Origin of the sequence: Streptomyces sp. NPDC051364, from assembly GCF_040682115.1 — a bacterium.
Lineage (GTDB): Bacteria > Actinomycetota > Actinomycetes > Streptomycetales > Streptomycetaceae > Streptomyces.
Genome location: NZ_JBFBAH010000006.1, coordinates 238032 through 254512 on the forward strand (window position 1 = coordinate 238032; position 16481 = coordinate 254512).

18 protein-coding genes are annotated in these 16481 nt (G+C 72.3%); 3 read left to right on the top strand and 15 right to left on the bottom strand.

Translation table 11 applies throughout. The annotated features are described in order from the left end of the window. Positions 1 to 37: 37 nt before the first annotated feature. From AB0M76_RS15730 to tsaB, 4 genes are read right to left on the bottom strand one after another with little or no spacing between them, the layout of a single operon-like run. Positions 38 to 310, bottom strand: a complete 273-nt coding sequence (locus tag AB0M76_RS15730; RefSeq protein WP_365953385.1) for a hypothetical protein — start codon at positions 308 to 310, stop codon at positions 38 to 40. Further along, on the bottom strand, positions 310 to 1434 hold the full coding sequence (tsaD, locus tag AB0M76_RS15735) for a tRNA (adenosine(37)-N6)-threonylcarbamoyltransferase complex transferase subunit TsaD (protein ID WP_365953386.1): 1125 nt from the start codon (positions 1432 to 1434) through the stop codon (positions 310 to 312). The genes AB0M76_RS15730 and tsaD overlap by 1 nt, the downstream gene beginning before the upstream one ends. Continuing rightward, complete coding sequence (gene rimI / locus AB0M76_RS15740; protein WP_365953387.1) at positions 1427 to 1948, bottom strand: ribosomal protein S18-alanine N-acetyltransferase; 522 nt, start codon at positions 1946 to 1948, stop codon at positions 1427 to 1429. The genes tsaD and rimI overlap by 8 nt, the downstream gene beginning before the upstream one ends. Beyond that, positions 1945 to 2622, bottom strand: coding sequence for a tRNA (adenosine(37)-N6)-threonylcarbamoyltransferase complex dimerization subunit type 1 TsaB (tsaB, locus tag AB0M76_RS15745; protein WP_365953388.1), 678 nt, complete (start codon positions 2620 to 2622; stop codon positions 1945 to 1947). The genes rimI and tsaB overlap by 4 nt, the downstream gene beginning before the upstream one ends. Positions 2623 to 2780: 158 nt before the next feature. Here tsaB and AB0M76_RS15750 point away from each other — a divergent pair, with 158 nt between their 5' ends. Next, a complete protein-coding gene (locus tag AB0M76_RS15750; protein ID WP_365953389.1) occupies positions 2781 to 3338 on the top strand; it encodes a hypothetical protein in 558 nt (185 codons plus the stop codon). 88 nt (positions 3339 to 3426) lie between these two features. Here the strand turns inward: AB0M76_RS15750 and AB0M76_RS15755 are convergent, their stop codons facing one another. The 8 genes from AB0M76_RS15755 to AB0M76_RS15790 form a co-directional block, all read right to left on the bottom strand. Beyond that, a complete protein-coding gene (locus tag AB0M76_RS15755) occupies positions 3427 to 3621 on the bottom strand; it encodes a hypothetical protein (protein WP_365953390.1) in 195 nt (64 codons plus the stop codon). A 170-nt stretch (positions 3622 to 3791) separates the two neighbouring features. Next, complete coding sequence (gene tsaE, locus AB0M76_RS15760; RefSeq protein ID WP_365953391.1) at positions 3792 to 4364, bottom strand: tRNA (adenosine(37)-N6)-threonylcarbamoyltransferase complex ATPase subunit type 1 TsaE; 573 nt, start codon at positions 4362 to 4364, stop codon at positions 3792 to 3794. Beyond that, on the bottom strand, positions 4300 to 5499 hold the full coding sequence (locus tag AB0M76_RS15765) for an alpha/beta hydrolase (protein WP_365953392.1): 1200 nt from the start codon (positions 5497 to 5499) through the stop codon (positions 4300 to 4302). Before AB0M76_RS15765 ends, tsaE begins: the two co-directional genes overlap by 65 nt. A 34-nt stretch (positions 5500 to 5533) precedes the next feature. Beyond that, positions 5534 to 6670 (bottom strand): alanine racemase, encoded by a 1137-nt coding sequence (gene alr, locus AB0M76_RS15770; protein WP_365953393.1) that lies wholly within the window; start codon positions 6668 to 6670, stop codon positions 5534 to 5536. A gap of 154 nt (positions 6671 to 6824) precedes the next feature. Beyond that, the gene (locus AB0M76_RS15775) at positions 6825 to 8219 is read right to left on the bottom strand and encodes an NAD(P)H-hydrate dehydratase (protein ID WP_365953394.1); all 1395 of its coding nucleotides are present in this window, start codon (positions 8217 to 8219) and stop codon (positions 6825 to 6827) included. A gap of 37 nt (positions 8220 to 8256) precedes the next feature. Further along, the gene (locus AB0M76_RS15780) at positions 8257 to 8625 is read right to left on the bottom strand and encodes a holo-ACP synthase (protein WP_266664704.1); all 369 of its coding nucleotides are present in this window, start codon (positions 8623 to 8625) and stop codon (positions 8257 to 8259) included. Between the two features lie 31 nt (positions 8626 to 8656). Beyond that, positions 8657 to 10504 (bottom strand): glutamine--fructose-6-phosphate transaminase (isomerizing), encoded by a 1848-nt coding sequence (gene glmS, locus AB0M76_RS15785; protein ID WP_365953395.1) that lies wholly within the window; start codon positions 10502 to 10504, stop codon positions 8657 to 8659. A gap of 131 nt (positions 10505 to 10635) precedes the next feature. After that, positions 10636 to 11406, bottom strand: a complete 771-nt coding sequence (locus AB0M76_RS15790) for a hypothetical protein (protein WP_365953396.1) — start codon at positions 11404 to 11406, stop codon at positions 10636 to 10638. Positions 11407 to 11770: 364 nt separating this feature from the next. On the opposite strand from AB0M76_RS15790, the gene coaA reads away from it, so the two are divergent. Together coaA and AB0M76_RS15800 are read left to right on the top strand one after the other, a co-directional pair. Continuing rightward, a complete protein-coding gene (gene coaA / locus AB0M76_RS15795) occupies positions 11771 to 12763 on the top strand; it encodes a type I pantothenate kinase (protein ID WP_365953397.1) in 993 nt (330 codons plus the stop codon). Between the two features lie 20 nt (positions 12764 to 12783). After that, the gene (locus AB0M76_RS15800; RefSeq protein WP_365953398.1) at positions 12784 to 13731 is read left to right on the top strand and encodes a DUF389 domain-containing protein; all 948 of its coding nucleotides are present in this window, start codon (positions 12784 to 12786) and stop codon (positions 13729 to 13731) included. 77 nt (positions 13732 to 13808) lie between these two features. On the opposite strand, the gene glmM is transcribed toward AB0M76_RS15800, so the two are convergent. The 3 genes from glmM to rplM all read right to left on the bottom strand — a co-directional run bounded on the left by glmM (position 13809) and on the right by rplM (position 16308). Beyond that, positions 13809 to 15167 (bottom strand): phosphoglucosamine mutase, encoded by a 1359-nt coding sequence (gene glmM, locus AB0M76_RS15805; protein ID WP_365953399.1) that lies wholly within the window; start codon positions 15165 to 15167, stop codon positions 13809 to 13811. A 133-nt stretch (positions 15168 to 15300) separates the two neighbouring features. Beyond that, positions 15301 to 15822 carry a 30S ribosomal protein S9 gene (rpsI, locus tag AB0M76_RS15810; RefSeq protein ID WP_362882682.1) on the bottom strand — a complete coding sequence of 174 codons (522 nt, stop codon included), beginning with the start codon at positions 15820 to 15822 and terminating at the stop codon, positions 15301 to 15303. A 42-nt stretch (positions 15823 to 15864) separates the two neighbouring features. Continuing rightward, positions 15865 to 16308, bottom strand: a complete 444-nt coding sequence (gene rplM, locus AB0M76_RS15815) for a 50S ribosomal protein L13 (protein WP_030864410.1) — start codon at positions 16306 to 16308, stop codon at positions 15865 to 15867. Positions 16309 to 16481 lie beyond the last annotated feature (173 nt).

A 16481-nucleotide genomic window follows, 5' to 3' on the forward strand; every position in this document is an offset into this window, starting at 1 on the left:
AACTCCGGTCCGGAGCCGCTCGAGAGGCCCCGGCGTGTCAACTGCCGGTGGTCTCCACCGACTCGAAGCGCCAGCGATGCACCGGACGGGTGATCAGATCGGCGTCGGGCTCCGGGAGTTCGGGCAGCTCTGCCGCCAGGCCCTCGGCGGCCTCCCACCACGTGACGACCAGCACCCGGTCCTGCGGCCCCCGCAGCAGCTCGCGGCGCACCGGCTCGCGCGCCAGCACTTGCGAACGGGCCCACTCCAGCAGCTCGTTGCCCCGCCCGGCGGCGGCCCGGGCCTCCCACATCAGCGCGACGGCGCCCATCAGTACAGGTTGTCCTTGCTCAACTCGTGCACGTGGTCGTGGTCATGGCCGTGGCCGTGAGCGTGGGAGTGCGTGTGAGCGGTGCCCGGAACATGCGGGTCCGTCACCGGCAGCGAGGAGTCCGCCGACAGGTCCCAGTCCGAGGCCGGCCGGTTCCGCTTGACCATCTCCGCGCCCAGCGCCGCCACCATCGCACCGTTGTCCGTGCACAGCTTCGGCCGCGGCACGCGCAGGATGATCCCTGCGTCGTCGCACCGCTCCTGCGCCAGCGACCGCAGCCGGGAATTGGCCGCCACACCGCCGCCGATCATCAGGTGGTCGACACCCTCGTCCTTGCACGCGCGGATCGCCTTACGGGTCAGCACGTCCACCACGGCCTCCTGGAAGGACGCCGCCACATCGCGCACCGGCACCTCCTCGCCCGCGTTCCGCTTCGCCTCGATCCAGCGGGCCACCGCCGTCTTGAGCCCGGAGAAGGAGAAGTCGTACGCCGCGTCGCGCGGCCCCGTCAGCCCGCGCGGGAACTTGATCGCCTTCGGGTCGCCCTCGCGCGCGAGCCGGTCGATGACCGGACCGCCGGGGAAGCCCAGCTGCAGCACACGCGCGATCTTGTCGAAGGCCTCACCCGCCGCGTCGTCGATGGTCGCGCCCAGCGGCCGTACGTCGGAGGTGATGTCCGGGGCGAGCAGCAGCGAGGAGTGCCCGCCGGACACCAGCAGCGCCATGGTCGGCTCCGGCAGCGGCCCGTGCTCCAGCTGGTCGACGCAGATGTGCGAGGCCAGGTGGTTCACCCCGTACAGCGGCTTGCCGAGCGCGTACGCGTACGCCTTGGCCGCCGAGACGCCCACCAGCAGCGCCCCCGCGAGGCCGGGACCCGCGGTGACGGCGATGCCGTCGAGGTCGCGGGCGCTGACCCCGGCCTCCTTCAGGGCGCGCTCGATGGTGGGGACCATCGCCTCCAGGTGCGCCCGGGAGGCCACCTCGGGCACGACGCCGCCGAAGCGCGCGTGCTCGTCGACGCTGGACGCGATCGCGTCCGCCAGCAGGGTGGTGCCGCGGACGACGCCGACGCCGGTCTCGTCGCAGGAGGTCTCGATGCCGAGGACGAGCGGTTCGTCAGCCATTGCTCTCACTGCTCTCAGTGCTCTCAGTCGTTGCTTGTGCGGGGTCGGTCAGGCGCATCACGAGCGCGTCCACGTTGCCGGGCTGGTAGTAGCCCCGCCGGAAGCCGATCGACTCGAAGCCGAAGCGCTCGTAGAGCTTCTGGGCCCGGGTGTTGTCCACCCGTACCTCCAGCAGCACCTCGGCGCACTCGAACGCGGTGGCGGCGCGCAGCAGGTCGGTGAGGAGCCGGGCGCCGAGCCCGGTCCCCCACTGGTCGCGTGCGGCCGCGATGGTCTGTACGTCGGCCAGGTCGCCGGCGGCGGCCAGCCCGGCGTAGCCGACGAGACGGCCGGTGGTGGGGTCCTCGGCGACCACGTAGCGGCGGGTGGCGTGCGGGCCGCGGGCGTGGGCGAGCTCGGACCAGAACATGCCCGCGGACCAGGCATCCTCGGGGAACAGCTCGCGCTCCAGTTCCAGCACCGGCTCGATGTCCCACCAGCGCATCTCACGCAGCACTGCGGTCACTTCCGTCACTGCGGGGTGACCACCTTGTAGTTCTTCGGCACCTGCGCGTCGGGCCGGCGCAGGTACAGCGGCGTCGGAGGCAGGCCGGGACCATTTTCGAACGCGGCCCCGGCCGCGAGCCGTTCCACCGCCAGGGCGGCGAGGGCGGCGGCGCTCTGGTGCTCGGGGGCCCGCGCGTCGGTGAAGACGTCCGGGTAGAGCAGTGCGCCCTGGCCCACCGCGGGCAGGCCGGCGACCTGCTCGGCGATGTCGGCCGGGCGGTCCACCGCGGGCTCGCCGACGCGCGTGCGCGGGTCCTCGTACCGGGCCCAGTAGACCTCCTTGCGCCGCGCGTCGGTGGCCACGGTGAAGGGGCCCTCGATCCCGGCGGCGCCCGCGGCGTACGCGAGGCCGTCGAGGGTGCACAGGCCGTGCACGGGGATGCCGAGCACGGTGGCGAAGGTGGAGGCGGTGACGAGGCCGACGCGCAGCCCGGTGTAGGGGCCGGGTCCGACGCCGACGACGATGCCCGTGAGGGCGTCGAGCTTCAGCCCGGCCTCGGCGAGGACCTTGTCGACGGAGGGCAGCAGGAGTTCCCCGTGGCGGCGGGCGTCGACCTGGTTCGACTCGGCGAGGACGGACTCGCCGTCGTGCAGGGCGACGGTGATGGCGGGCGTGGCGGTATCTACAGCGAGCAAGAGCACGCGAACAGCCTACGACTCCGGGGCCCCGGGCCCTCGCGGCCGGTCGCGGGGCACCCCGGCTGCTACCTTCGACCCAGGTATCGGCCGAGGTCCGAGCCGGGGCACGGAGTGCCCGGCCGGCGCTCGGCGCAGGGGAAGCACGGGAGAGGTGGAGCAAGGTGGCACGCAGCAGCTCGGGAATCGTGGCCGGGCTCACCGTGGTGGCGCTCGCCGCCGTCGGCTTCCTCGGTTACCAGGCCTCTGCGACCGCGCCGGCGCACCCTCCGCAGGCTGCCCCGCCGGCCACGGCGCCCTCCCCCGTCCCGTCCGCCCACGCGGCCGACGCGGCGAAGCCGGTGGCCGTGCCGGCCGAGTCGGGTACGGGCTCGCGCGTCGTGTACTCGGTGAGCCTGAAGCGGGTGTGGCTGGTCGGCGAGAGCGGGCAGGAGCAGAAGTCGTTCCCGGTCAAGCCGAGCACGGCGCACCCGAAGCCGGGCACGTACCTGGTGAACTCGCGCTCGGGCGCGGTCACCGGCTCGGACGGGGTGCCGATCGAGCACGTCGTACGGTTCGCCACGGCGGACGGCGTCGTGGTCGGGTTCAGCTCCCGGGTGGACGGCCAGACGCCGGAGCCCGACCCGAACAAGAAGACCGGCGGGATCCGCATGACGCGGACCGACGGCGATGCGATGTGGGCCTTCGCGACGATCAACTCGAAGGTCGTCGTCCTCCCCTGACGCCCCGCCCCCGACCGGGGAGCCCGCCGCGGATTCACCCCTACGGGCTACCGGACGTGCGGGCCACCCACCGCTCATTGCGGGCCTCTCAGGCCGCCTCGGACTCCGGGGCGGCCTGTTCGCGTACGTCGGCCACGTCGGCGCCGGTGCCTTCGGGCGCGTCCGGGGCGTGCTCCGGCGCGGGTGGCGTCGAGACCGCCGTGGCGGCCGCGCCGGCGGCGAGCAGCGCCCCCATGGACACGACGGACGAGCGGGGGTCGCGCTGCACTCCTGCTGCGGACATGGCTGCCTCCTGGCCCGGGCCGGCCCGTACTTAGGTAGGCCTAACCAGCCCTCTGTACCATGTCACCACGCGCGACTCCATCGGCGCAATATCTTGCCGACGAGTTGTCGGTACGTTTTCCCGCGATGCCCCTCGGCCGCCCCTCGCGGTACCCCTCGGCTGCCGTCGGCTCAGCGCACCGGGGCCAGCGCCGCCAGTGCGCCCGGCCCGGACCAGCGCGCCCCGATCCCGCGCACCGAGACCTCCCGTACGTCGTCCAGGACCTCCTCGTGGCCGACCGCCCGGGCGATCACCACGTGCAGCCGGTCGTCGGAGAGCTCCTCGACCTTGCCGTCGCCCCATTCCACGACGACCACGGACTCGGGCAGCGAGACGTCGAGGTCCAGGTCCTCCATCTCGTCCAGCCCGCCGCCGAGCCGGTACGCGTCCACGTGCACCAGCGCCGGCCCGCCGCGCAGCGAGGGGTGCACCCGGGCGATCACGAAGGTCGGCGAGGTCACGGCGCCCCGGACGCCCAGCCCCTCGCCCAGGCCCCGGGTCAGCGTGGTCTTGCCCGCGCCGAGCTCCCCGGTCAGCAGGACGAGGTCGCCGGGGCGGAGCAGGCCGGCGAGGGTGCGGCCCAGCTCCTGCATGGCCTCGGGCGAGTCGACGGTGATGCGCGCCTCGGCGTCGGCCGCCTCAGTTCCCTGCTGCGGTGCCTGACTGTGCAGTGCTCGTGGCGCTTCCAGCGGTACTTCTTCCATGCCCGCCAACGTTAGTCGCTGCGGGCACCGCACCGGTGCGCGCCAGCAGGTCGGTGAGCAGCCCGGTCACCGTCTCGGGGTACTCCAGCATCATCAGATGGCCGGCGGACTCCAGGACCACGAGCTCCGCGGCCGGCAGCGCGTCCTTGATGGCCTGGCTGTGCGCGGCCGGGGTGACCATGTCGCGGTCGCCGGCGATGACGGTGACGGGGATGTCGGCGAACCGCTGGAGGGCGGCGCTCTTGTCGTGGATCTGGAAGGCCGGGTAGAACTCGGCGACCACGTCGATCGGGGTGGCCTCGATGAGCCGCTCGGCGAAGCGCGCGACACCCGGGTCCACCTCGCGGGGGGCGCCGAACGAGTACATCTTGATCATGCCCGCGAAGAGGTCTGCGGTGGCCCGGCGGCCCTTCTCCACGAGCTCCACCTGCGAGCCGAGCGCCTTGAGCACGGGCGGCAGGATGCGGCGCACGGCGCCCATGCCGACCGAGGGCAGCCCGTACGTCACCTGGTCGAGGTGCCCGCTGGAGGTGCCGACGAGGGCCACACCGATCACCCGGTCGCGGATGAGCTCGGGGAACTGCTCGGCCAGCGCCATGATCGTCATGCCGCCCATCGAGTGACCCACCAGGATCAGCGGGCCCTCGGGCACGGCGGCGTCGATGACGGCCTGCAGGTCGCGGCCGAGCTGGTCGATGGTCACGCGCTCGCCGTCGGCCTGGGAGAACCCGCGCGCGCTGCGGCCGTGGCTGCGCTGGTCCCAGTACACGGCGCGGACCAGTCCGCGCAGGGCGGCGCGCTGGAAGTGCCAGGAGTCCTGGCCGAGGCAGTAGCCATGGCAGAACACGACGGTCGGGGCGGCCGGTTCCTTGCGGCGCAGCCGGGGCCGCTTCTTCGGGCCCTCGGACGGCTCGTCGACCTCGTAGTAGATCTCGGTGCCGTCCTCGGCGTAGCAGGCTCCGGCGGTGCCGCGCAGGGAGCCGTAGTCCCCGGTGGCGTCGAGCGCGAGGCGCGCCTTGCGGCGCATGCCGCGTCCGACCGTGATCCGTTCGACCGCTACGCCGGCTGCCGCGCCTGCGGCTATCACGCCGATCGCGGCACCTGCCCAGCCGGCTTTGCGCCAGTTCTCGCTCACGCCGTCCTCACGCTCACGTCGTCCTCACTCAGCCTCAGCCGTTGCGGTAGACCCGAGGAACGCGCACCCCGATACGGGTGACGATCTCATAGGCGATGGTGTCTGCTGCTCGAGCCCAGTCCTCGGCGGTGGGCTCGCCGTGCTCGCCGCTGCCGAAGATGACGGCCTCGTCCCCGGCGCGTACCAGGTCACTGCCCAGGTCGACGACGAACTGGTCCATCGCGACGCGCCCGGCGACGCGGCGGACCTTCCCGCCGACGAAGACCGGCCCGCGGCCGGAGGCGTGCCGGGGGATGCCGTCGGCGTATCCGGCGGGGATGAGGGCGAGGTTCGTCTCGGCCTCGGTGACGTAGTGGTGCCCGTAGCTCACCCCGTGGCCCGGGGGCACGGCCTTGACCAGCGCCACGGAGGCCTTGAGGGTCATGGCGGGCCGCAGGCCCAGCTCCTGGGAGGTGCCGAGCTCGGGGGCGGGGGACACGCCGTAGACGGCGAGGCCGCAGCGCACGAGGTCGTAGTGGCTCTCGGGCAGCGTCAGCGTCGCGGGCGAGTTGGCGATGTGCCGGACCTCGGGCCGGGCGCCCTCCTTCTCCGCGTACGCCAGCATGTCGCGGAACGCCGTCAGCTGGAGCGCGATGGAGGGGTGGCCGGGTTCGTCGGCGCAGGCGAAGTGGGACCAGACGCCGGTGATCTTGACGGTGCCCTCGGCCTCGGCGGCGACGGCCGCGCCGACGAGCTCCGCCCAGTCGGCGGGCTGGCAGCCGTTGCGGCCGAGGCCGGTGTCGGCCTTGAGCTGGATCCTGGCCCGGCGGCCGGCGGCGTGCGCGGCCTTGCGTACTTCGTCGAGGGCCCACATCCCGCTGACGGAGACGTCCAGGTCGGCCTCGACGGCCGCCTGCCAGGGGCCGCCGGGCGTCCACAGCCAGCACATGACCGGCCCGCCGATCCCGGCGGCGCGCAGCGCGAGCGCCTCCTCGGGGGTGGCTGTGCCGAGCCAGGTGGCACCGGCCTCCTGGGCCGCGCGGGCGCAGGGGATCGCACCGTGGCCATAGGCGTCCGCCTTGACGACGGCCATCAACTCGGCCCCGGGCGCCCGCTCGCGCAGTGCGCGTACGTTCGCCCGTACGGCGTCAAGATCGATCTCGGCGTACACGCGCGTCGGTGTCTCGTTCATCGCCCCCAGTCTCTCAGAGCCCGGCCCTGGCCTGCGCGACCGCCGTCCCAACCCTGCATACCGGGATGTTTCACCCCCGTTGGGGCCACTCCGGTGGCGCCGCGGGTCCGCTACCGACCTCGGGGAGCGGGGCCGTCCGGGTGGGGCCGGGGCGTCACGGGCTCTGGATGCTGCGCCAGGCCTCCGGGAGGGATTCCGCGATCTGCTGGGCGAGGAGCGGGGCTCCGGAGGCGGCCCGGCGCCCCGCCAGGCCGTGGAGGTACGCCGCGACCGAAGCGGCGTCGACCGCCGGCAGGCCCGAGGCCAGCAGGGAGCCGGCCAGGCCCGACAGGACGTCACCGCTGCCGGCCGTCGCCAGCCACGCCGTTCCCGTCGGGTTGACCCGGACCGGGCCGCCGCCGCGGGACACCAGCGTCGTCGACCCCTTCAGCAGGGCCGTCGCCCCGTACCGCGCGGCCAGCGACCGTACGGACGACAGCCGGGCCGACTCCACCGCCTCCCGGGACATCCCCAGCAGCGCCGCCGCCTCCCCCGCGTGCGGGGTCAGCAGCGTCTCGGCCGGCCGGGCCCGCAGCACCGCCGGGTCCAGCCCGCGCAGCCCGTCCGCGTCCACCAGCACCGGCACCGGGTCGGCCAGGACCTCCGCGACCTCCGCCGCCCGGCTCTCCCCCAGCCCCGGCCCGACCACCCACGCCTGCACCCGGCCCCGCCCGATCAGCGTCTCGGGGTAGCGCGCCAGCACCGCGTCCGCCGCCGGCCCGACGTACCGCACGGCGCCCGCGCCGCCCCGCAGCGCCCCGGCGACGGCGAGTACCGCCGCGCCCGGGTACTGCGCCGACCCGGCGACGATGCCGACCACGCCCCGGCGGTACTTGTCGCTCGACGCCGTCGGAGCCGGCAGCAGCGCCGCGACATCGGCGTGCTGCAACGCCTCCGCGTCCGGGTCCGGGAGCGACAGCCCGATGTCCACCAGGCGCAGCGCGCCCGTGCGCGAAGCCCCCGGGTCGATGAGCAGCCCGGGCTTGTACGCCCCGAAGGTCACCGTGACATCGGCCCGGACGGCCGGCCCGGCCACCTCCCCGGTGTCCGCGTCGACCCCGCTCGGCAGGTCCACCGCGACCACGACCGCACCGGCCGGGATCTGCTCCACCAGCGCCGCCGCGGCCGGCCGCAGCCCGCCGCGCCCGCCGATGCCGACGAGCCCGTCCAGTACGAGATCCGCCCGGCCGGGAACGCCCGGCGCGACCCGGCCCCCGGCGGCCAGCAGCGCCCGCAGCCCGCCCGCGTGCACCCGCTCCGGATCCATCGGCACCGCCGTCACCCCGGCGCCGCGCCGGGCCAGCCGGGCGCCCGCGTACAGGGCGTCACCGCCGTTGTCCCCGGGCCCGACGAGCAGGACGACACGCGCCCCGTACACCCGGCGCAGCAGGCCCGCGCACACGGCGGCCAGTCCGGCCGCCGCCCGCTGCATCAGGGCGCCCTGCGGCAGCCGGGCCATCAACTCCCGCTCGGCGGCCCGTACGGTCTCCACGCTGTAAGCAGTACGCATGACACCAGCGTGCCCGAAAAGCCGGCCCTGCCCGTCGCTATCCTTCGGCGATCACCACGGCCGAGGCGACACCCGCGTCGTGGCTCAGGGAGATGTGCCAGGACTTCACGCCCAGCGCCAGCGCCCTGGCCTCGACCGTCCCCGACACCCGCAGCCGCGGCTGCCCGGTCTCCTCGACGTACACCTCGGCGTCGGTCCACAGCATCCCGCCGGGCGCGCCGAGCGCCTTGGCGAGGGCCTCCTTGGCCGCGAACCGGGCGGCGAGCGAGGCGATCCCGCGCCGCTCGCCGCTCGGCAGCGTCAACTCTGAGTCGACGAACAGCCGTTGAGCCATGTTCGGGGTGCGCGCCAGCGCCTCACCGAACCGCTCGATCTCGGCAACGTCGATCCCCACACCGATAATCACAACGCCAACTCGCTTCGCTCACTCGCTGCGCTCACTCCACCGTCACGGACTTCGCGAGATTACGCGGCTGGTCCACCTCGTTGCCCCGCACCGTCGCGAGCTCACACGCGAAGACCTGTAGCGGCACCGTCGCCACCAGCGGCTGCAGCAGCGTCGGCGTCGCCGGGATCCGGATCAGGTGGTCGGCGTACGGGACGACCGCCTCGTCGCCGTCCTCCGCGATCACGATGGTCCGCGCCCCGCGCGCCCGGATCTCCTGGATGTTCGACACGATCTTGTCGTGCAGCACGGAGCGCCCGCGCGGCGACGGCACGACCACCACCACCGGCAGGTCCTTCTCGATCAGCGCGATCGGCCCGTGCTTGAGCTCGCCCGCCGCGAAGCCCTCGGCGTGCATGTACGCCAGCTCCTTGAGCTTGAGCGCGCCCTCCAGGGCCACCGGGTACCCGACGTGCCGCCCGAGGAACAGCACGGTGTTCTTGTCCGCCAGCGACCGCGCCAGCTCCCGTACCGGCTCCATGGTCTCCAGTACGGTGTCCACGGCCGCGGCGATGTCGGACAGCTCGCGGATCACCGCCTCGATCTCGTCGCCCCACTTCGTACCCCGTACCTGCCCGAGGTACAGCGCGACCAGATAGCAGGCCACCAGCTGCGTCAGGAACGCCTTGGTCGAGGCGACTGCCACCTCGGGACCGGCGTGCGTGTACAGCACCGCATCCGATTCGCGCGGGATCGTCGACCCGTTCGTGTTGCAGATGGCCAGCACCCTGGCGCCCTGCTCGCGCGCGTGCCGCAGCGCCATCAGGGTGTCCATGGTCTCGCCGCTCTGCGAGATCGCGACCACCAGCGTCCGCTGGTCCAGGATCGGGTCGCGGTAGCGGAACTCGCTCGCCAGCTCCGTCTCGCACGGGATGCGGGTCCAGTGCTCGATGGCCAGCTTCGCGATCATGCCCGCGTGGTACGCCGTACCGCACGCCACGATCACGACCTTGTCGACCTCCCTGAGCACCGAGACGGGGATGCGCACCTCGTCCAGGGTCAGCGAGCCGCTCGCGTCGATCCTGCCCAGGAGGGTGTCGGCGACAGCCTTCGGCTGCTCGGCGATCTCCTTGAGCATGAAGTAGTCATAACCCCCCTTCTCGGCCGCCGAGGCGTCCCAGTCGACGTGGTACGCCCGCACGGATGCGGGCGCACCGGCGAAGTCGGTCACCGTGACCCCGTCGCGGCGGAGTTCGACGACCTGGTCCTGCCCCAGCTCGATCGCGGACCGGGTGTGGGCGATGAACGCGGCCACGTCCGAGGCGAGGAAGTTCTCACCTTCCCCAACGCCCACCACCAGGGGGGAGTTCCGGCGCGCCCCGACCACCACGTCCGGCGCGTCGGCGTGCACCGCGACCAGCGTGAACGCACCCTCCAGCCGCCGGCACACCTGCCGCATGGCCTCCGCGAGATCCCCGCCGGCCTCGAACCGCTCCGCCAGCAGGTGCGCGACGACCTCGGTGTCCGTCTCGGACTCCAGCCGGTGTCCGCGCTCGGCCAGTTCGGCGCGCAGCTCGGCGAAGTTCTCGATGATGCCGTTGTGTACGACGGCCACCCGGCCCGCGTTGTCCAGGTGCGGGTGGGCGTTGACGTCGGTGGGGCCACCGTGGGTGGCCCAGCGGGTGTGCCCGAGTCCCGTGGAACCGGCCGGCAGCGGGTGCCCGACCAGCTCCTTCTCCAGATTGACCAGCTTCCCGGCCTTCTTGGCGGCGACGAGCCCCCCGTCGGCGAGCACGGCGACGCCCGCCGAGTCGTAGCCGCGGTACTCGAGCCGCTTGAGTCCGGCGATGACCACATCGAGCGCCGACTGCGCTCCCACGTAACCCACAATTCCGCACATACGGCGCAGCGTACGCGGAACCTTGCCGCCTGCCCCGTACCTGAACAAGACGAAAAACCCGCCCCGGCGAATGCGCCGGAGCGGGAATGACGTTGTTCGACGGCCCTGCGGGCCCGGGGTCGGCCGAGCCGTCAGCCGAGCTTCTTCGCCTGCGCGTCGACGACGGCCTTCGGCTGTTCGGCGGCACCGCTCAGGCTCAGGGCCGAGAAGGTCGCAAGCGTGTTGCCCTTGCGCACGACGACGAGCTGCGTCGTGAACTTCTCGCCCTCCGCGTCGCCCTCCACCGTGTAGGCGAGCGCCTCGTCGCCGGCGGTGACGGGGGCGCCGGCGCCGACCTTGGTGACCTTGCCGGCCTGGCCCTCACCGCTCGCGGTGTAGCCGCCGGCGCACGCGGTGCCCGCGGTCTTCAGGCTCGCGAAGGCCTCCTCCGCGCCCTTGCCGTCGTAAGAGGTGAGGGTGACGGCGGTGGCGGTCGCGCCCAGGGCGTCCATCAGGCCCTTCAGCTTGTCCTCGGGGCTCTGGCTCGCCGCCTGCTCCTTCGGCTTCGCGACGACCTTGGTCCGCGCGGTGCCGGTGGACGTGCCGACCGCCCCCATGGCCTGCGCCTTGACCAGCGGCACGCACTGGGGCTTGTCACTGGTGGCCGAAGCCCCCGCCGCGGCCTCGGCCGGCGTGGCCGCCTTGAGCTGGTGGTCGGGCAGATCGGCCTGGGCCACGATCACGGCGGCCAGCTCGGTGTCCGTCTTGCCCTTCGCGGCCGGGGCCGCGGACGACGCGGCGGCGGACGGCTTGGCTTCCGCCTTCTTGTCGTCCGCCTTGTCGGAACCGCAGGCGGTGGACAGCAGGGCCAGGGACACCGCGGAGGCGGTCAGGACGGTACGACGGACAAGGGTGCTACGCACGAAGAATCTCCCCCAGAACACACGAAAACAACAGCAGCGGCAGCAGACAGAGAGCCGCGATGATCAGCAAATCTACGGGCGATCCGATCACGAACAGTCCATTTTCCGCCGGATACAGCCAATCGTGACCAGGGCGAGATCCCGTACCCCGGCTCCAGCCGCCGCCCCGGCACGAGCCCCGGCCCAGCCCGGCTCGCAGCCGGCTCGATACCGGCACGGGAACCACTGCACGTCACCCCGCAGACACCGCTGCGACGGCCCGGAGCCCCCGGCACGTGACCGACCACACCACCCACAACCGCCCCTGAGCCACGACAATGGCCCTGTGATCACTTCGCCGCCACGAAGCACGCCGGACAGCGCAATGGAGCGCCCCGACCGTCCCGAGCGACCTCACCGCCGGGCCGACGTCTCTCCGTACGTCGACCTCACCCGGGACGAGTGGAGCGCCCTGCGCGAGCGCACCCCGCTCCCCCTCACCGCCGACGAGGTCGAGCGACTGCGCGGTCTCGGCGACGTCATCGACCTCGACGAGGTCCGGGACGTCTACCTTCCGCTCTCCCGCCTCCTCAACCTCTACGTCGGCGCCACGAGCAACCTCCGCGGCACCCTCAACACCTTCCTCGGCGACGCCGGCAACGGCCACGGCGCGCAGCAGGGCACCCCGTTCGTCATAGGGGTCGCCGGCTCCGTCGCCGTCGGCAAGTCCACCGTGGCCCGCCTGCTCCAGGCCCTGCTCGCCCGCTGGCCCGAGCACCCCCGCGTCGAGCTGGTCACCACCGACGGCTTCCTGTACCCCATGAAGGAGCTCCAGCGCCGCGGGCTCACCTCCCGCAAGGGCTTCCCGGAGTCGTACGACCGCCGCGCACTCACCCGCTTCGTCGCGGACATCAAGGCGGGCAAGGACGAGGTGACGGCCCCCGTCTACTCGCACCTGATCTACGACATCGTCCCGGGCGAGCAGCTCGTCGTACGCCGCCCGGACATCCTGATCGTCGAGGGGCTCAACGTCCTCCAGCCGGCCCTGCCCGGCAAGGACGGCCGCACGCGCGTCGGCCTCGCCGACTACTTCGACTTCAGCGTGTACGTGGACGCCCGGCCGGAGGACATCGAGCGCTGGTACCTCAACCGGTTCCGGAAGCTGCGCGAGACCGCCTTCCAGAATCCTTTCTCCTACTTCCGCAAGTACACCCAGGTCTCCGAGGAGGAGGCCATGGAGTACGCGCAGACCATGTGGCGCACCATCAACAAGCCCAACCTGCTGGAGAACGTGGCCCCCACCCGGGGCCGCGCGACCCTCGTCGTACGCAAGGGCCCGGACCACAAGGTGCAGAAGCTCAGCCTCCGCAAACTCTGACGCGGCGCTAGGGTGCGGCCATGCTGCACCTTCGGTTGATCACCCCGGCCGACCGGACCGAGGCCGTGGTCTCGGCCATCGAATCGACGGTCGGCACCACCCATCTGGTCGTACTGCCCGGCGTCGCCCGCGAACCCCGGGGCGACGTCGTGCTGTGCGACGTCGCCCGCGAGGCGGGGGACGAGCTGCTGAACGAGCTCCGGGAGCTGGGCATCGAGCAGGACGGCTCGATCGCCGTCGAGACCATCGACCTGTCGCTGTCCCGGCGGGCCGACGCGGCCGAGGAGGAGGCCCCGGGCGAGGCCGCCGACGCGGTGCTGTGGGAGCAGCTGACGGAGGCCACCCACGAGGAGTCCACGCTCACCATCACGTACGTCGCGTTCATGATCCTCGCGACCATGATCGCGGCATGCGGTGTCGTCCTCGACAACGCCATCCTGATCGTGGGAGCCATGGCGGTCGGTCCGGAGTTCGGCCCGCTCACGGGCGTCTGCACCGCGGTGGTGCAGCGGGCGCCGCGGCTCGCCCTGCGGTCTCTCGGCGCACTGCTGATCGGCTTCGCCGCCGCGATCGTCGCCACGACCGTCTTCAGCCTGGGGATGGACGCGATCGGGCAGTTCCAGGAGGGGATGCTGGAGCGGCCCCGCCCGAACACCGGCTTCATCTGGCAGCCGGACCCGTTCTCCTTCGTGGTGTCGCTGCTCGCGGGCGTGGCGGGGGTGCTGTCCCTGACCTCCGCCAAGTCCGGGGCGCTGGTGGGCGTCGCGATCTCCGTGACCACCGTCCCGGCCGGTGCGAACGCCGCCGTGGCCCTCAGCTACGGCGACTTCTCCCAGATGTGGGGGTCGGCGGAGCAGCTGCTGCTGAACCTGGGCGGGATCATGCTGGCGGGCGTCCTGACCCTGTACGGGCAGAAAGCGCTCTGGCGGACCCAGCGCGGCCGCTGGGTCCGCCGGCCGAAGACCTGAGCGGCCCGGTGACGCCGTCGGCCCCGCCCTCCGGAATCGACGGAAGGGCGGGGCCGACGTACGAACCGGGGCCGGACCTAGCCGAGCGCCGACTTCACGACGTCCGCGAGCCGCCCGGCGACCGCGCGGGCCTGCTCGATGTCGGCGGCCTCGACCATCACCCGGACGAGCGGTTCGGTACCCGACGGACGGAGCAGCACCCGGCCGGTGGTGCCCAGCTCGCGCTCGGCGTCGGCGACGGCCGCGGCCAGCTCGGCGGAGGTCCCGACCCGGGACCTGTCCACGTCGGGGACGTTGATCAGCACCTGCGGCAGCCGCTGCATGACGCCCGCCAGGTCGGCCAGGGACCGGCCGGTGGCCGCGACGCGCGCCGCCAGCATCAGGCCGGTGAGCGTGCCGTCGCCGGTCGTGGCGTGGTCGAGGATGATCACGTGGCCGGACTGCTCGCCGCCCAGTGCGTAGCCGTGCTGCTTCATCGACTCGAGCACGTACCGGTCGCCGACGCCGGTCTGCACGACCTGGATGCCCTCGCCCTCCATGGCCAGCTTGAAGCCGAGGTTGGACATCACGGTCCCGACGACGGTGTCGCCGCGCAGCTGGCCGGCCTCGCGCATGGCCAGCGCCAGCACCGCGAGGATCTGGTCGCCGTCGATCTCCGCGCCGGAACCGTCGACCGCGAGGCAGCGGTCCGCGTCGCCGTCGTGCGCGATGCCGAAGTCGGCGCCGTGCTCGACCACGGCCTGCTTGAGGAGACCCAGGTGGGTGGAGCCGCAGCCGTCGTTGATGTTGAGGCCGTCCGGCTCGGCGCCGATGGTGACGACCTCGGCACCCGCCCGGGTGAAGGCCTCGGGCGAGACGCGGGAGGCGGCGCCGTGCGCCTCGTCCAGGACGATCTTGAGCCCGTCCAGGCGGTTGGGGAGGACCGCGATGAGGTGCGCGACGTACTTGTCGAAGCCCTCGTCGTAGTCGGAGACACGGCCGACGCCGGCGCCGGTGGGCCGGTCCCAGGGAGCGCCGGTGCGGTGCTCGTCGTAGACGGCCTCGATGCGGTCCTCGAGCTCGTCGGCGAGCTTGTGGCCGCCGCGGGCGAAGAACTTGATGCCGTTGTCGGGCATCGCATTGTGGCTGGCGGAGAGCATCACGCCGAGGTCGGCACCCAGCGCACCGGTGAGATACGCCACCGCCGGGGTGGGCAGCACACCGACGCGCAGGACGTCCACGCCCGCGCTCGCGAGGCCGGCGACGACCGCGGCCTCCAGGAATTCGCCGGAGGCGCGGGGGTCGCGGCCGACGACCGCGGTCGCCCGGTGGCCCGCGAAGGTGCCCGCCTCAGCGAGTACGTGGGCAGCTGCCACGGAGAGACCGAGCGCGAGCTCAGCCGTCAGATCCGCGTTGGCGACGCCGCGTACACCGTCCGTCCCGAAGAGTTGTCCCACTGTTGTCCTCCCGAGTTCACGCTTCGTTTGTGACCGCTTGTGACATGTATTTGCCGCTTGTGGCGGTAAACGAACCGCCCCGGCAGCACGGAGAGTGCTGCCGGGGCGGTTGTTGCTGAACAGCAGGCGCAGATTAACGCTTGCTGTACTGCGGGGCCTTACGGGCCTTCTTGAGACCGGCCTTCTTGCGCTCGACCGCACGGTCGTCGCGGGAGAGGAAGCCGGCCTTCTTCAGCGCCGGGCGGTTGTTGTCGACGTCGGCCTCGTTCAGGGCGCGGGCCACACCGAGGCGCAGGGCGCCGGCCTGGCCGGAGACGCCGCCACCCGAGATGCGGGCGATGACGTCGTAGCGACCGTCGAGCTCGAGCAGCTTGAACGGCTCGTTGACTTCCTGCTGGTGCACCTTGTTGGGGAAGTAGTCCTCAAGGGTACGACCGTTGATCTTCCACTTGCCGGTGCCCGGAACGATCCGGACGCGGGCGATGGCGTTCTTGCGACGGCCCAGGCCTGCGGCCGGCTGCGGGTCGCCGAAGCGGCCGGCAAGGGACTCGGAGGTGTAGTCGCCCTCGACGACAACCTCGGACTCGCTGGTGTACTCCTCGACGTTGCCCTCGAACTCTTCGACGGGGGTCGTCTCGGCGGTGGTCTCGGCCACGATGCTCCTCAGAATTTTCTACGTCTTAGGGGGTGGCCGGAACTACTGCGCGACCTGGGTGATCTCGAACGGCACCGGCTGCTGGGCAGCGTGGGGGTGCTGGTCGCCCGAGTAGACCTTCAGCTTCGAGAGCATCTGACGGCCCAGGGTGTTCTTGGGGAGCATGCCCTTGATGGCCTTCTCGACGGCCTTCTCCGGGTTGTTCGCCAGGAGGTCGTCGTAGCGCACGGAACGCAGACCGCCCGGGAAACCGGAGTGGCGGTACGCCATCTTCTGGGTCGCCTTGTTGCCGGACAGGTGAACCTTGTCGGCGTTGATGATGACGACGAAGTCGCCCATGTCCATGTGAGGCGCATAGGTCGGCTTGTGCTTGCCCCGCAGGAGGGCAGCGGCCTGGGTCGCCAGACGGCCGAGGACAACGTCCTGGGCGTCGATGACGAGCCACTGGCGCGAGATGTCGCCGGGCTTAGGGCTGAACGTACGCACGCGTATGCCTTCGCTTCTTCAGTGGTGGTATCCCAAGGGCGCAAGCCCCCACGGGAAGGTCCTGACAGGGTCACCACGGACGATCACGACAGCCCTCGTTCACAACGGGGACGCAACCCATGTGAACCGCTGGTCATCGGTCCGGTGGACCGGCGCAAGGCCCTTTCACGTGA

What these genes read in the sequence shown, in the direction of transcription:
- AB0M76_RS15730 (WP_365953385.1), bottom strand. Translation starts at nt 310, where the DNA reads ATGGGCGCCGTCGCGCTGATGTGGGAGGCCCGGGCCGCCGCCGGGCGG.
- tsaD (WP_365953386.1), bottom strand. Translation starts at nt 1,434, where the DNA reads ATGGCTGACGAACCGCTCGTCCTCGGCATCGAGACCTCCTGCGACGAG.
- AB0M76_RS15755 (WP_365953390.1), bottom strand. Translation starts at nt 3,621, where the DNA reads ATGTCCGCAGCAGGAGTGCAGCGCGACCCCCGCTCGTCCGTCGTGTCC.
- tsaE (WP_365953391.1), bottom strand. Translation starts at nt 4,364, where the DNA reads ATGGAAGAAGTACCGCTGGAAGCGCCACGAGCACTGCACAGTCAGGCA.
- alr (WP_365953393.1), bottom strand. Translation starts at nt 6,670, where the DNA reads ATGAACGAGACACCGACGCGCGTGTACGCCGAGATCGATCTTGACGCC.
- AB0M76_RS15775 (WP_365953394.1), bottom strand. Translation starts at nt 8,219, where the DNA reads ATGCGTACTGCTTACAGCGTGGAGACCGTACGGGCCGCCGAGCGGGAG.
- glmS (WP_365953395.1), bottom strand. Translation starts at nt 10,504, where the DNA reads ATGTGCGGAATTGTGGGTTACGTGGGAGCGCAGTCGGCGCTCGATGTG.
- coaA (WP_365953397.1), top strand. Translation starts at nt 11,771, where the DNA reads ATGGAGCGCCCCGACCGTCCCGAGCGACCTCACCGCCGGGCCGACGTC.
- AB0M76_RS15800 (WP_365953398.1), top strand. Translation starts at nt 12,784, where the DNA reads ATGCTGCACCTTCGGTTGATCACCCCGGCCGACCGGACCGAGGCCGTG.